Raw genomic sequence first — 12,466 nt, 5'->3', positions numbered from 1 at the left:
GGCGTGAGTGAACTCAGCCACGTCGACGAGTCCGGGGCCGCCCGGATGGTCGACGTTTCCGGCAAGACCGCGTCCGCGCGCACCGCGCTGGCCGGCGGGACCGTCCACACCACGGCGGAGGTCGTCGGCCTGCTTTCGGCCAACGGCCTTCCCAAGGGCGACGCGCTGGCGACCGCGCGGATCGCCGGGATCATGGGCGCCAAGCGGGTGCCCGAGCTGATCCCGTTGTGCCATCAGATCGCGCTGTCCGGGGTCAAGGTGGAGTTCGAACTGGCCGAGACCGCCGTGCACATCAGCGCGACGGCCAAGACCAAGGACGTCACCGGGGTCGAGATGGAGGCGCTCACCGCCGTCGCGGTCGCCGGGCTGACCCTGCACGACATGATCAAGGCTGTCGACCCGGCCGCGACGCTCGACAACGTGCGGCTGATCCGCAAGGACGGCGGCAAGACCGGGACCTGGGAGCGGCCATGACCAAGACCGCGCGCGTCATCGTCGCGTCGAACCGCGCCGCGCGAGGCGTCTACGAGGACAAGACCGGCCCGGTGCTCGTCGCCTGGCTGGCCGAGCGGGGCTACGACGTGCCGCCGCCGGTCGTCGTCGAGGACGGCGACCCGGTGGGCGGCGCGCTGCGGGCCGCGGTGTCCGACGGCGTCCAGGTGATCCTCACGACCGGCGGCACCGGCATCTCGCCGACCGACCGGACCCCGGACGTCACCCGCGCGGCGCTGGATTACGAACTGCCCGGCGTCGCGGACGCGATCCGCGCGGCCGGGCTGCCGAAGGTGCCCACCGCGGTGCTCTCGCGCGGCGTGGCCGGAGTCGCGGGCCGGACCCTCGTGGTGAACCTTCCGGGGTCGAGCGGCGGCGTGAAGGACGGTCTGCGGGTCCTGACGGACATTCTCGACCACGCGGTGGACCAGCTCGCCGGTGGCGACCACCCGCGCGAGGCGGCGCCGTCCGGTCCGGCGGTCCGGATTCTGCGCGCGGACGTGAGCGACCAGCCGCTGTCGGTCGAGGAACACGCGCAACTGGTGGAGGACGACGCGGCGGGCGCCGTGGTCACGTTCTCCGGCGTGGTCCGCGACCACGACGGCGGCAAGGGCGTGCGCGATCTGACCTACGAAGGCCACCCGACGGCCCGTGACGTCCTCGTCGAGGTGGTCAACGACCTGGCAGCGCGCTGGAAGGGCGTGCGGGCGGTGGCGGTGAGCCATCGGGTCGGGGCGTTGGCGATCGGCGACGTCGCGCTTGCCTGCGCGGTCGCCGCCGAGCACCGCGGTCAGGCGTTCACGGCGTGCGCGGAGCTGGTCGATGAGGTCAAGGCGCGGCTTCCGGTGTGGAAGCACCAGCACTTCACCGACGGCACCGACGAATGGGTCAACTCTCCCTGACCACCTCGTGCGCGGCGATGCCGGTTCTCACCGGCGTCGCCACTCACGAGCCCGGACACGACGAAGGGCCCCACCGCCAGGGGATTGACGCGGTGGGGCCCTTCGGGCGTTCTGTCACAGCAGATGCTGCGCCGGAACCAGCCTCACGAGGAGGCCAGGGTTCACTTGGTGGCGAGCTTCTGGCCGACCACGATGAAGTTCGCGTTCGACACGTACTGCTTGTTCAGGTCCTGCAGCTTCTGGTAGCCGCCCTGGATGTTGTGCTCCTTGGCGATCTTCGAGAGCGTGTCGCCAGCCTTGACGGTGTAGTCGCCGTTCGGGTTGGAGTTCGCCACCAGCGCGGCCACCGGCTGGGTGACCTTCTTCGGGGCAACGCTCTTCGGGGTCGCCTTCTTGGCGGTGCTCTTCTTCGGGGTCGCCTTGTGCGCGGAGGCCGAGCTGCCGGCCTTCTTGCTGCACACCGGCCACGCGCCGGGGCCCTGGCCCTGCATGACGCGCTCGGCGACGGCGATCTGCTGCTCACGCGACGCGCCCTGCGGGCTGCCGGTGCCGCCGTAGGCCTTCCAGGTGCTCTGGGTGAACTGGAGGCCACCGTAGTAGCCGTTTCCGGTGTTGGTGCTCCAGTTGCCGCCGCTCTCGCACTGCGCGATGGCGTCCCAGTTGGTCGCCGACGCGGGGGTCGCGGCGATCGCGAGGGGGGCGCCGACCGCGATACCCGCGACTGCGACACGGGCAATGGTGCGGGTGGCGGCGGACATCTTGCGGTGCTTGCCTCGGTAAGACATCTGAAAACTTCTCGATTCCTGCGCCTACGAGCTCGATGCTGCGGGTCGGGTTGGGAGCCCGTCCGTCCGTTGCCGGGCGGCTGACGCGGACGTCGCACGACGCGCCGTCTTCGTCCCCTCGTCTCTGTCCGGAAATGCTTTCGCTCGGGGTATGGGTCCGGGGATCCGTTGGACAGAGCTGGGCGCTACGGATTCCCGGTGTTGCTTGGTCGGTCGGGGCCAACCGAAAAGCGACGGTACGTAATTCGCGGCGTGATCGGAAATCATTCGGGGTGTGACCTACGTCACAGTAACGGCACGCAACCTGTCTCGATCCGCCTGTTTCCGCTGTTCAGAGCGTCGTTATCTGCCCGTTTTCTTGCCGAGATATTTCACGGATCGTGAGGCTTGGGTCACGTCGATAACGCGTCAAGGGGCCATTCGCGGCAGATAAGGGAGGGCACTCTAAACCACTCGTCAACGGTCGGCCACTGCCCGCCGAGTGGTTCTTTGAGCTGCGGAAATACGCCGTGAGCGAAACGCTTCGGAGAGTAGGGATAAAGCGTGCCGACCGCTCAGTGCGCCAGTGCCGCCATTCGCCGTGGTCCGGACCAATCGGCCGGAAACCGCCGCTCCGGCCGTGCACGCGGCGCTCAGCCGCGTGAACGGGGCCTTTCCGGTCGGTCATCCGCCGGCGAACGGCGGGAGGACGTCCAGGTAGGAGCCGTCACCGAGCGCGCGGCCGCGATCGCGGACCGCCACCTCGTTGACCAGGAAGCTCGCCGCGTCGAGAACGCGGGAAAGTTGCCCGGGGTGCAGCTCGCGCAGCGCCTGGACGGCGTCCGCCACCGTCGCGCCCGCCGCCAGCTCCACCTTTTCCTCCTCGGTGCCCGCCGCGGCCCGCGCCGAGGCGAAGTACCGGACGACGACCGTCACCGGGGAAGAAGGCGCCGTGGGAGAGGTCATGGGCTCAACCGCCGATCGCGCTCATCGGCCGGATCGGCTGCGCGAAGCCGGCCTCGTTGATCTCGTGGCCCGCGAGCTTGCGCCACATCGTGTCGCGCCACGCGTCCGCCACCTCCTCATCGCGCGCGCCCGCGCGCACGAGGGCGCGCAGGTCGGTCTCGTCGTTCGAGAAGAGGCAGGAGCGGACGGCGCCGTCGGCGGTCAGCCGGGTGCGCTCGCAGGCGGAGCAGAACGGCCTGGTCACGGACGCGATCACGCCCACGTCGCCCGGTCCGCCGTCGACCAGCCAGCGCTCGGCGGGCGCGCCGCCGCGCGGGGCCGGGAACGGGGACAGGGTGAAGGCCTCGCCGAGCATCGCGAGGATCTCCTCGGCGGTGATCATGTCTCGGCGGTTCCAGCCGTGCTGCGCGTCCAGCGGCATCTGCTCGATGAACCGCAGGTGGTAGCCCTCTTCGAGGGCGAACCGCAGCAGCGGGACCGCCTCGTGCTCGTTGTACCCGCGCATCAGCACGGAGTTGATCTTGACCGGCGACAGCCCGGCGTCGCGGGCGGCGGCGAGGCCGGCCAGCACGTGCGGCAGCCGGTCGCGGCGGGTCAGTTCGGCGAAGCGCTCGCGGTCGATGGTGTCCAGCGACACGTTGATCCGGTCGAGCCCGGCCGCGACGAGGCCGGGGGCGCGTTTGGCCAGCCCGATCCCGTTGGTGGTCATGGACACCCGGGGACGGGGCTCGAGCGCGGTGATCCGCTCGATGATGCCTTCCAGTCCCGGGCGCAGCAGCGGTTCGCCGCCGGTCAGCCGGATGTCGGTGACGCCGAGCATCTCGACCGCGATCCGCATGAGCCGGACCAGTTCGTCGTCGGAGAGCACCTGCTCGCTCGGCATCCAGTCGAGGCCCTCGGCCGGCATGCAGTACGTGCAGCGCAGATTGCACCGGTCGGTGAGGGAGACCCGCAGGTCGGTCGCCACGCGGCCGAAGGAATCGACGAGACCGGGGTGCTCGGGCCGGGGCGTGCCGGACGGGCCTCGGTTGCCGGGGACGCGAGGAAACCCGAGATGTACTGCTGTCATTACGCTCAGGATAGCTTGCGCGGCCTGAAAAGGCAGGCTTGCGAAAAGCTGGAAAACCACCCTCGGTTCCGATGTGGAGGCACTCGGTGAGCACCGCTGAGACGAATAGTGAGCTGACTCACTTCGCCGCGCTGGCGGCTCAGCTGCGCACGCACGTCGTCCTCCGGCACGCCCGCGACGCCGCCCTCGAGGGCCTCTCGGCGACCGAACTGCAGGCTCTCGAACTCGCCGGGCAGACCGCCGATTCCCTTACCCCGGGCCGAATCGGGCAGCTCACCGGCCTGTCGACGGGTGCGGTGACCGGCGTGCTCGACCGGCTGGAGAAGTCCGGTCTGGTGCTCCGCGAACGCGACCGGACCGACCGCCGGAAGGTGCTCGTGACGATCACCGAGGCGGGCCGCGAACGCCTCGACGCGATCTCCGCGCGGGTCGCGCGGCGTCTTGCCGGGGTGCTCGCGGAGTTCACTTCCGCAGAACGGAAAGTCCTCGGGCGTTATCAGTTCGCAATGCTCGAAGCGTTACGCGAAAATGCGCATCCCGCATAGCTTTTCCGCATCTGCGGGGATAATGTTCCGGCCATGCCGCAATTTCGGTTGTCCGAGGCCGCTCGGCTGCTCGGCGTAAGCGACGACACCGTCCGCCGGTGGGTTCGGGCGGGTCAGTTGACCGCGACGGACGACGCCGCCGGCCGCAAGGTCGTCGACGGCGCTCAGCTCGCCGGGTTCGCCCGGGCCCAAGCCAGCGAACCGGACGACCCGTCGGCGGTCGGCCGCTCCGCCCGCAACCGCTTCGTCGGACTCGTCACCGAGGTCGTCGCCGACAAGGTGATGGCGCAGGTCGAACTGCAATGCGGGGCGCACCGAGTGGTGTCACTGATGAGCACCGAGGCGGTCCGCGAACTCGGGCTGCGCCCGGGCGTGCTCGCGGTCGCCGTGGTCAAGGCGACCACCGTCGTGGTGGAAACCCCGGAAGGATCCCGATGAAGAAGCTCGCCCTCGTCGCCGCGGCGGCGATCGCGTTGTTCGCCAGTGCCTGCAGCTCCGGCGACCAGCCCAGCTCGAACCCGGGTGCGGGCTCCGCGTCCGCGCCCGCTCCGGGAGGCGGCACGCTGACGGTGTTCGCCGCGGCCTCGCTCACCGAATCCTTCAACGTGCTCGGCAAGCAGTTCGAGGCCGCGCACCCGGGCGTCAAGGTCGTCTTCGACTACGAGGGTTCGTCCGCGCTCGTGCAGAAGCTGGACAACGGGGCCAAGGCCGACGTGTTCGCCTCGGCCGACCAGAAGAACATGGACAAGGCCGTGCAGGACGGCGTGATCGACGGCCAGCCGACGGTCTTCGCCACCAACAAGCTCGCGATCGCCGTGGCCAAGGGCAACCCGAAGGGCATCAAGACCTTCGCCGACCTGACCAAGCCGGGCCTGAACGTGGTCGTGTGCGCGCAGCAGGTGCCGTGCGGTTCGGCCACGCAGAAGGTCGAACAGGCCACCAAGACCACGCTCAAGCCGGTGAGCGAGGAGACGAACGTCAAGCAGGTGCTGGCCAAGGTCCAGTCGGGCGACGCCGACGCCGGGCTGGTGTACGTCACCGACGCGACCTCGGCGGCGGGCAAAGTGGACAAGGTCGACTTCCCGGAGTCCTCGGGCGCGGTGAACCAGTACCCGATCGCGGCCGTCAAGAACGCTCCGCAGGCGGCGCTGGCGAAGCAGTTCACCGACTTCGTCCTCGGGGAGCAGGGCAAGGCCGAACTGGCCAAGATCGGCTTTGGCCCTGGCAAGTAAGGCGGGCGCGGCGGCCGAGACCCGGCCGCCGCACGCCCGGGTTCCGCTGATCCTCTGGTTCCCCGCCGTCGTCGCGCTCGCGCTCGTGGTGCTGCCGGTCGTCGGCCTGCTCGTGCGGTCCGATCTGACCCGGCTGCCGTCGCTGCTGGTCACGTCGTCGTCGCTGAACGCGCTCCGGCTGTCGCTGACGACCGCCGCACTGTCCACAGTGGCCTGTGTGGTGCTCGGCGTTCCGCTGGCGATCGTGCTGGCCCGCTCCCGGGTGCCGGGCGTGCGGATGCTGCGTTCGGTGGTGCTGCTTCCGCTCGTGCTGCCGCCGGTGGTCGGCGGCCTTGCCCTGCTGTACCTGCTGGGCCGCAAGGGTTTCCTCGGCATCCTGATCAACTGGCTGACCGGCGAGCAGGTGCCGTTCACGACGGCCGCGGTCGTCATCGCGCAGACGTTCGTGGCGATGCCGTTCCTCGTCGTCAGCCTGGAAGGCGCGCTGCGCGGCTCCGGCGACCGCTACGAGCAGGTCGCCTCGACGCTGGGCGCGCGCCCGTGGACGGTGTTCCGCCGGGTGACGCTGCCGTTGCTGCTGCCCGCGCTGGGCTCCGGCGTCGTGCTGAGCTTCGCTCGCGCGCTGGGCGAGTTCGGCGCGACCATCACGTTCGCGGGCAGCCTGGAAGGCGTGACCCGGACGCTGCCGCTCGAGGTCTACACGCAGGCCGAAGTGGACATCGACAGCGCGGTCGCGCTCGCGCTGCTGCTCATCGTGGTCGCGATCCTGGTCATCGCGCTCGCGCGGCCGCGGTCGTGGGAAGGCGGGCTGCGGTGACCCTGTCGGCGAAGCTGGCGCTGACCCGCGGCGAGTTCTCGCTCGACGTCGAGTTCACCGTGCCCGGCGGCTCCGTGCTCGCGCTGCTCGGGCCCAACGGTTCCGGGAAGTCCACTGTGCTCGGCAGCCTCGCCGGTCTGCTGCCGGTGACCTCGGCGGACGTCACGCTCGCCGACCGGCGGCTGGCCGGGAACGGCGTCGACTTGCCGCCGCACGAACGGCGGATCGGCCTGCTGTCCCAAGACGCGCTGTTGTTCCCGCATCTGTCCGCAATGGACAACGTCGCGTTCTCGCCGCGCTCGACCGGTGCCAGCCGGGCGGAGGCACGGGCGATCGCCTCGCGATGGCTGGCCGAAGTGGACGCGGCGGAGTTCGCGAACCGGCGGCCGAGCCAGCTGTCCGGCGGGCAGCAGCAGCGGGTGGCGATCGCGCGGGCGCTGGCTTCCGCGCCGGACCTGCTGTTGCTGGACGAACCGTTCGCCGCGCTCGACGTGGACTCGGCCCCGGCGATCCGCGGCTTGCTGCGCCGGGTGTTGCGCGACGGCCCGACGACCGTCCTGGTCACGCACGACCCGCTGGACGCGTTGGCTCTTGCCGACCACGTGGCGGTGATGAACGGCGGCCGGATCGTGGAACGCGGCCCGACGCGCGAGGTGCTGGCCGCGCCGCGGACGCCGTTCACCGCGCGGATCGCCGGGCTGAACCTCGTGTCCGGAGTGGCGGTGGACGACGGATTGCGCACGCCGTCCGGCGAAGTGGTGACGGGTTTGCTGACGCCGGACACCGTGGTGGGCGAGGCGGCGGTCGCGGTGTTCGCACCGAACGCGGTCGCGGTCTACCCGCACGACGGCGACCACCACGGCAGCCCACGCAACACGACCGACGCCGTCGTGGCGGCCCTGGAACCGCACGGACCGGTGATCCGAGTCCGTACCGAGGGCAGTGGCTGGGCACACGGCCTGACCGCCGACCTCACCCCGGCGGCGGTGGCCGAACTGGCGCTGGAACCCGGTTCGGCGGTGGCGCTGTCGGTGAAGGCCGCGACTGTGGCGGTACACCCGGCTGCGGCTTCCTGAGCCTCGCTTCCCCCGCGTGGTTTCGGTTCTTCGCTCCCGCTGATGTCTGTGAGGGGAACCCTGACGGAATCTGATTCCGTGAGGGTTCCCCTCACGGACGTTCGCCTTGGCGCACCGCCCCCATCGGCCAAGGGCAACTTCGTGCACCGCGGCCGCTGTGCCCGCTATTGAGAAACCCCAATGCCACATTGGGTGCGTGGGATGCACCGAATGCCACATTGGGTGCGTGGGATGCACCGAATGCCACATTGGGTGCGTGGGATGCACCGAATGCCACATTGGGTGCGTGGGATGCACCGAATGCCACATTGGGTGCGTGGGATGCACCGAATGCCACATTGGGTGCGTGGGATGCACCGAACGCCGCATTGGATGCGTCAGATGCACCCAATGCGGCATTGGGGCGCAAGCGATCCCGCTCAGCCGCCGTGGTGGTGGCCGCCGCCGGGATGGACGTGGAACTTCGCCACCTCGGGCGGGTGGACGACGAACGGCCGCATCATGCCCTCGTCCTCGTGGTCGAGGATGTGGCAGTGGTACATGAACTCGCCGGTGCCACCGCTGAACTGGCCGGCGACGCTCACCCACTGCCCGGGGTTCACGATGATCGTGTCCTTCCACCCCTCCTCGTACTTTTCCAGCGGGACTTCCGCGAACCCGTCGATCGGCCGGGAAGTGCGCTCGGCGGCCGGGTCGAAGGTCGTGGTGAAGCTGCGGCGGAAGAGCGCCTGGAATTCGGTCAGGTGGATGTGGAACGGATGTGCGGGCCCGCCGTTCGCGACGTGCACGATGTTCCACACCGCCCATTTTCCGTGGTCGATGAAGATGCCGGTGGTGTCGTCGAAGAGCCGCCCGATCATCCGGAACGTCTTCAGCCCGCCCGCCGGGTCGTTGATCTGGATGATGCCCTTGCCGCCCGGATCGGCGTCGACCTGTTCGAGGTCCCACATCTCCGGATGCCCGCTCGCGTTGAGCAGCAGCGCGACCCAGACGTGGTCGTGGTCCTCCGGCAGCGTCGAACCGTGCTTGATCCGGACGTACGACGACGAGAGCTTTTCGGGCAGCTCGAACGAATCGTGCCGCGCGCGGCTTTCCACCCGGAACTCCATGACGTCCGGTTCGACCCCGCCGAGGTTGGGATCGGCGTTGCGCAGCTTGAGTTTCTGCCCCTGGAACCGGCTGAAGTCGATCAGCACGTCGAACCGTTCGGCCGGCGCGACGGTCAGCCCGCCGGACGGCAGCGGCGCGGGAGCGGGCAGCAACCCGCCGTCGGTGCCGATCAGGCGGACGGCGTCGTTCCGCGGCACGTTGTTCTCGTCGACCAGGTTCAGCGTGAAGAACCGTTCGTTGGCCGCGTTGAGCAGCCGGAAGCGGTACCACCGTGCGCTGACGTCGAGGTGCGGCCAGATCACGCCGTTGACCAGCGTGAACGGACCGGAGAACGGGATCATCGGCCCGTTCGGCACGTACGGGAACTTGTACAGCAATTGCCCGGTGAGCGCTCCGGTCGCCGGGTCGGTGTCGAGGTTGCGGTCGGTCAGGATCAGCGGCAGTTCGCGATCGCCGCCGGGCAGGTCGAGCTCGTCCTCCTCGTCGTCGCGGATCAGGTACAGGCCCGCCAGACCGGTGTGGACGTTGAACCGGGTGATCGCCATGGCGTGGTCGTGGTACCAGAGCGGCATGGCCTGCTGCCGGTTCTGGTACTCGGCGAGCTGCGAAGTGCCCCGGAGGCCGGCGTTGTGCGCCCATCCGTCGTTGCTCGCGTTGGTGCGCGCGCCGTGCAGGTGAACCACGGTCCAGGCGGGCAGGTCCGCGACGCCGTCGACGATCGAGTAGCCGGGCCGGTCGAGCTCGCGGCCGGGGCGGGTGGTCGGTGCGTCGCCCACCGGTCCTTGCACGGCGACCAACGGGAACTCGCCTTCTATTTCGTTCGACCACGAAATCCGCAGTTGTTTGCCGCTGCGCACTTCGATTGTCGGTCCCGGGAAATGTCCGGCATAAGTCCACAATGTACTCGGCGGCAATTGCGAGTGCAGCCGTTGCCGCTTCGCCACCATCGGAATGGTGATCATGTCCTGTCCCCGCCACGGCGGCCGCAGCACCGGCGGAACCGGCAGCGGGTCAAGGAACTTGGTGAGCCCCCAGTTCGGCCCGGTGATCGGGGCCGCGGCGGCGGGCCGGTCGACAATTTCTGTCATCAGGTTGTTCCCCCTTCAAATCAAGGGGCAGGAAGAATTGCGCCACGGCGAATACGCCGGAGCTTACGGAAAAGATTCCCCCGAACCCCCTCGGTAACCGGTCCCGCGACTCCCCTCGCGTTACCGGCAATTTCCACTGTAGCCGTTTTCGTCGTATGCCGCAGGCGTCTCGCGCGCGTGATAGGTTTTCGCGCATGAGCGAAGGCCGGTGGACGTATCTCTCCGACATGGACGGTGTGCTGGTCAGGGAGGAACACCTCGTCCCGGGGGCGGACGAGTTCCTCGACGAACTGCGGAACAACGATATCGACTTTTTGGTGCTCACCAATAACTCGATCTACACCCCGCGCGACTTGCGGGCGCGGCTGCTGCGCACCGGTCTGGACATCCCCGAGGAGTCGATCTGGACCTCGGCGCTGGCGACCGCGAAGTTCCTCGCGTCGCAGCGGCCGAACGGCTCGGCGTTCGTGATCGGCGAGGCCGGGCTCACCACGGCGCTGCACGAGGTCGGCTACGTGCTGACCGAACGCGACCCGGACTACGTCGTGCTCGGCGAGACCCGCACGTACAGCTTCAGCGCGATCACCCGCGCGATCCGGCTGATCGAGGGCGGCGCGAAGTTCATCGCGACCAACCCGGACGCGACCGGCCCGAGCGTCGAGGGCTCGATGCCTGCCACCGGGTCCGTCGCCGCGCTGATCGAACGGGCCACCGGCCGCTCGCCGTACTACGTCGGCAAGCCGAACCCGCTGATGATGCGGTCCGCGCTGCGCCGGCTGGGCGCGCATTCGGAGTCGACGCTCATGATCGGCGACCGGATGGACACCGACGTGCACTCCGGGATCGAGGCCGGACTGCAGACCATTCTGGTGCTCACCGGCATCTCGAACGAGGAATCGGTGGAGAACTACCCGTACCGGCCGACGAAGGTGATCGGCTCGGTCGCCGACCTGATCGGGCGAACGCTCGACCCGTTCGGCGAAGGCTGACCGCCCACCGCCCGGGATCAGGGCATATCGTCGAACGATGAGCGTCTATGTGGTGGGCGACGTCCACGGGCACCGGGACGCCCTGGTTGACGCACTGCGCGCCGAGGGCCTGGTCGACAGCGACGGCAAGTGGGCCGGCGTCGACGACCGCTTGTGGTTCCTCGGCGACTTCACCGACCGCGGCCCGGACGGCGTCGGGGTGATCGACCTCGTGCGCGAGCTGCAGGAGCAGGCGGCGGAGGCGGGCGGCTCGGTGCAGATGCTGCTCGGCAACCACGAGATCCTGCTGCTCGGGATGTACCACTTCGGCGACCGCCCGGTGCCGTCCGACTTCGGGCCGCGCAGTTTCGCGCGCAGCTGGGAGATCAACGGCGGCCTGCTGTCGGACCAGGACCGGCTCACTCCCGAGCACATCGAGTGGCTCACCGAACGCCCGCTCGTCGCGGTCGACGAGGACCACCTGCTGCTGCACTCGGACACCCTCGAGTACCTCGACTGGGGCGAGGACCTCGACTCGATCAACGCCACCGCGCACGACATCCTCTCCGGCAGCAACATCGAGGCCTGGTGGGACGTGTGGCGGCGGATGACCACCCGGTACGCCTTCCGCGGCCCGGACGGCGAGGAGAACGCCGACCGGCTGCTCAACGCACTGGGCGGCTCGCGGATCGTGCACGGGCACAGCGTGATCGCCGACCAGCTCGGCATCCACCCGACGCAGATCGAAGGCCCGTACCTCTACGCCGGAGGGAAAGCGCTGGGCATCGACGGCGGCCTGTTCGTCGGCGGCCCGTGCCTCGTGGTGAAGCTGCCCTTCGAGCCTGAGGACTAGCTGGCCGCGTACCGCAGTTCGAGGATTCCGGACGGGAAGGCGGTGCTCTTCACCAGCCGCAACCGCCGGGCTTCGCCGAGTTCCGGGAACAGCGCCGCGCCCTTGCCGGTGACGGCGGGGAGCACCCAGAGCCGGTACTCGTCCACGACGCCGAGCTTGATCAGCGAGTGCAGGAATTCGGTGCCGCCGGCGGCGACGAGATCCTTGCCGGGTTCGGCCTTGAGCTGGGCGATCTCCTCCGCGAGGTCGCCGCTGGCGATCCGGGTCTCGGCCCAGTCCGCGCTGGTGAGCGTTCTCGAGAACACGACCTTGGGGATCGCGTTCATCGCCTTGGCCGAGGGGTGGTCCGAGGTGGGCCAGAAGCCCGCCATGGCTTCGTAAGTGTTGCGGCCCATCAGGAAGACTCCGGCCTCCCACAGCTGGTCGACGAAGTATTTCTCCTGCTCGGGGTCGTCGATGGACATCATGACGTCCCGGATGCCGTTGTCGGCGTCGGCGCTCTTGCCGTCGAGCGAGACGTAGAAACCGAGGATCAGCTTGCGTGCGCTTGTCATGCGGCACAGCTTGCTGCCGATGGTTTGAGT

General features: G+C 69.2%; 14 protein-coding genes. 9 read left to right on the top strand and 5 right to left on the bottom strand.

The features are described 5' to 3' along the window. Positions 1–3 precede the first annotated feature (3 nt). Both moaC and WA670_RS41555 read left to right on the top strand, forming a co-directional pair. The gene (moaC, locus tag WA670_RS41560; protein WP_037807821.1) at positions 4–474 is read left to right on the top strand and encodes a cyclic pyranopterin monophosphate synthase MoaC; all 471 of its coding nucleotides are present in this window, start codon (positions 4–6) and stop codon (positions 472–474) included. Continuing rightward, entirely contained in the window at positions 471–1,394 is a 924-nt protein-coding gene (locus tag WA670_RS41555; protein WP_336161617.1) for a molybdenum cofactor biosynthesis protein MoaE, read from the top strand. Before moaC ends, WA670_RS41555 begins: the two co-directional genes overlap by 4 nt. A gap of 161 nt (positions 1,395–1,555) precedes the next feature. Here the strand turns inward: WA670_RS41555 and WA670_RS41550 are convergent, their stop codons facing one another. From WA670_RS41550 to moaA, 3 genes are all read right to left on the bottom strand, one after another. Beyond that, positions 1,556–2,179 carry a LysM peptidoglycan-binding domain-containing protein gene (locus WA670_RS41550; RefSeq protein ID WP_037807815.1) on the bottom strand — a complete coding sequence of 208 codons (624 nt, stop codon included), beginning with the start codon at positions 2,177–2,179 and terminating at the stop codon, positions 1,556–1,558. 663 nt (positions 2,180–2,842) lie between these two features. Next, positions 2,843–3,124 (bottom strand): MoaD/ThiS family protein, encoded by a 282-nt coding sequence (locus WA670_RS41545; RefSeq protein ID WP_043827301.1) that lies wholly within the window; start codon positions 3,122–3,124, stop codon positions 2,843–2,845. Between the two features lie 4 nt (positions 3,125–3,128). After that, positions 3,129–4,193: a GTP 3',8-cyclase MoaA gene (gene moaA, locus WA670_RS41540; protein ID WP_043827302.1), complete on the bottom strand. Its 1,065-nt coding sequence runs from the start codon at positions 4,191–4,193 to the stop codon at positions 3,129–3,131. Between the two features lie 86 nt (positions 4,194–4,279). Here moaA and WA670_RS41535 point away from each other — a divergent pair, with 86 nt between their 5' ends. From WA670_RS41535 to WA670_RS41515, 5 genes are read left to right on the top strand one after another with little or no spacing between them, the layout of a single operon-like run. Beyond that, positions 4,280–4,738 (top strand): MarR family transcriptional regulator, encoded by a 459-nt coding sequence (locus WA670_RS41535; RefSeq protein ID WP_238604064.1) that lies wholly within the window; start codon positions 4,280–4,282, stop codon positions 4,736–4,738. Between the two features lie 33 nt (positions 4,739–4,771). Then, positions 4,772–5,176 carry a TOBE domain-containing protein gene (locus WA670_RS41530; protein WP_009083933.1) on the top strand — a complete coding sequence of 135 codons (405 nt, stop codon included), beginning with the start codon at positions 4,772–4,774 and terminating at the stop codon, positions 5,174–5,176. Continuing rightward, positions 5,173–5,970, top strand: coding sequence for a molybdate ABC transporter substrate-binding protein (modA, locus tag WA670_RS41525; RefSeq protein ID WP_336161616.1), 798 nt, complete (start codon positions 5,173–5,175; stop codon positions 5,968–5,970). Before WA670_RS41530 ends, modA begins: the two co-directional genes overlap by 4 nt. 49 nt (positions 5,971–6,019) lie before the next feature. After that, positions 6,020–6,787 carry an ABC transporter permease gene (locus tag WA670_RS41520; RefSeq protein WP_037809276.1) on the top strand — a complete coding sequence of 256 codons (768 nt, stop codon included), beginning with the start codon at positions 6,020–6,022 and terminating at the stop codon, positions 6,785–6,787. After that, positions 6,784–7,863, top strand: a complete 1,080-nt coding sequence (locus WA670_RS41515; protein WP_336161615.1) for a sulfate/molybdate ABC transporter ATP-binding protein — start codon at positions 6,784–6,786, stop codon at positions 7,861–7,863. The genes WA670_RS41520 and WA670_RS41515 overlap by 4 nt, the downstream gene beginning before the upstream one ends. Before the next feature lie 419 nt (positions 7,864–8,282). On the opposite strand, the gene WA670_RS41510 is transcribed toward WA670_RS41515, so the two are convergent. Next, positions 8,283–10,061 carry a multicopper oxidase domain-containing protein gene (locus WA670_RS41510; RefSeq protein ID WP_336161613.1) on the bottom strand — a complete coding sequence of 593 codons (1,779 nt, stop codon included), beginning with the start codon at positions 10,059–10,061 and terminating at the stop codon, positions 8,283–8,285. A 194-nt stretch (positions 10,062–10,255) separates the two neighbouring features. Between WA670_RS41510 and WA670_RS41505 the strand changes: the two genes are divergently transcribed. Further along, entirely contained in the window at positions 10,256–11,050 is a 795-nt protein-coding gene (locus WA670_RS41505) for an HAD-IIA family hydrolase (RefSeq protein WP_043827306.1), read from the top strand. Between the two features lie 37 nt (positions 11,051–11,087). Continuing rightward, positions 11,088–11,882, top strand: coding sequence for a metallophosphoesterase (locus WA670_RS41500; RefSeq protein ID WP_037807802.1), 795 nt, complete (start codon positions 11,088–11,090; stop codon positions 11,880–11,882). Here the strand turns inward: WA670_RS41500 and WA670_RS41495 are convergent. Beyond that, a complete protein-coding gene (locus WA670_RS41495) occupies positions 11,879–12,436 on the bottom strand; it encodes a dihydrofolate reductase family protein (RefSeq protein ID WP_336161610.1) in 558 nt (185 codons plus the stop codon). The two genes, WA670_RS41500 and WA670_RS41495, sit on opposite strands and share 4 nt — an antisense overlap. Positions 12,437–12,466 lie beyond the last annotated feature (30 nt).

Source organism: Amycolatopsis sp. VC5-11 (genome assembly GCF_037034185.1).
Lineage (GTDB): Bacteria > Actinomycetota > Actinomycetes > Mycobacteriales > Pseudonocardiaceae > Amycolatopsis > Amycolatopsis nivea.
Note: the sequence above shows the minus strand (reverse complement) of the source record. Positions and strands in the feature narration are given on the sequence as shown.

What these genes read in the sequence shown, in the direction of transcription:
- modA (WP_336161616.1), top strand. Translation starts at nt 5,173, where the DNA reads ATGAAGAAGCTCGCCCTCGTCGCCGCGGCGGCGATCGCGTTGTTCGCC.
- moaA (WP_043827302.1), bottom strand. Translation starts at nt 4,193, where the DNA reads ATGACAGCAGTACATCTCGGGTTTCCTCGCGTCCCCGGCAACCGAGGC.
- WA670_RS41495 (WP_336161610.1), bottom strand. Translation starts at nt 12,436, where the DNA reads ATGACAAGCGCACGCAAGCTGATCCTCGGTTTCTACGTCTCGCTCGAC.
- WA670_RS41530 (WP_009083933.1), top strand. Translation starts at nt 4,772, where the DNA reads ATGCCGCAATTTCGGTTGTCCGAGGCCGCTCGGCTGCTCGGCGTAAGC.
- WA670_RS41500 (WP_037807802.1), top strand. Translation starts at nt 11,088, where the DNA reads ATGAGCGTCTATGTGGTGGGCGACGTCCACGGGCACCGGGACGCCCTG.
- WA670_RS41545 (WP_043827301.1), bottom strand. Translation starts at nt 3,124, where the DNA reads ATGACCTCTCCCACGGCGCCTTCTTCCCCGGTGACGGTCGTCGTCCGG.
- WA670_RS41505 (WP_043827306.1), top strand. Translation starts at nt 10,256, where the DNA reads ATGAGCGAAGGCCGGTGGACGTATCTCTCCGACATGGACGGTGTGCTG.
- WA670_RS41550 (WP_037807815.1), bottom strand. Translation starts at nt 2,179, where the DNA reads ATGTCTTACCGAGGCAAGCACCGCAAGATGTCCGCCGCCACCCGCACC.
- WA670_RS41555 (WP_336161617.1), top strand. Translation starts at nt 471, where the DNA reads ATGACCAAGACCGCGCGCGTCATCGTCGCGTCGAACCGCGCCGCGCGA.
- WA670_RS41510 (WP_336161613.1), bottom strand. Translation starts at nt 10,061, where the DNA reads ATGACAGAAATTGTCGACCGGCCCGCCGCCGCGGCCCCGATCACCGGG.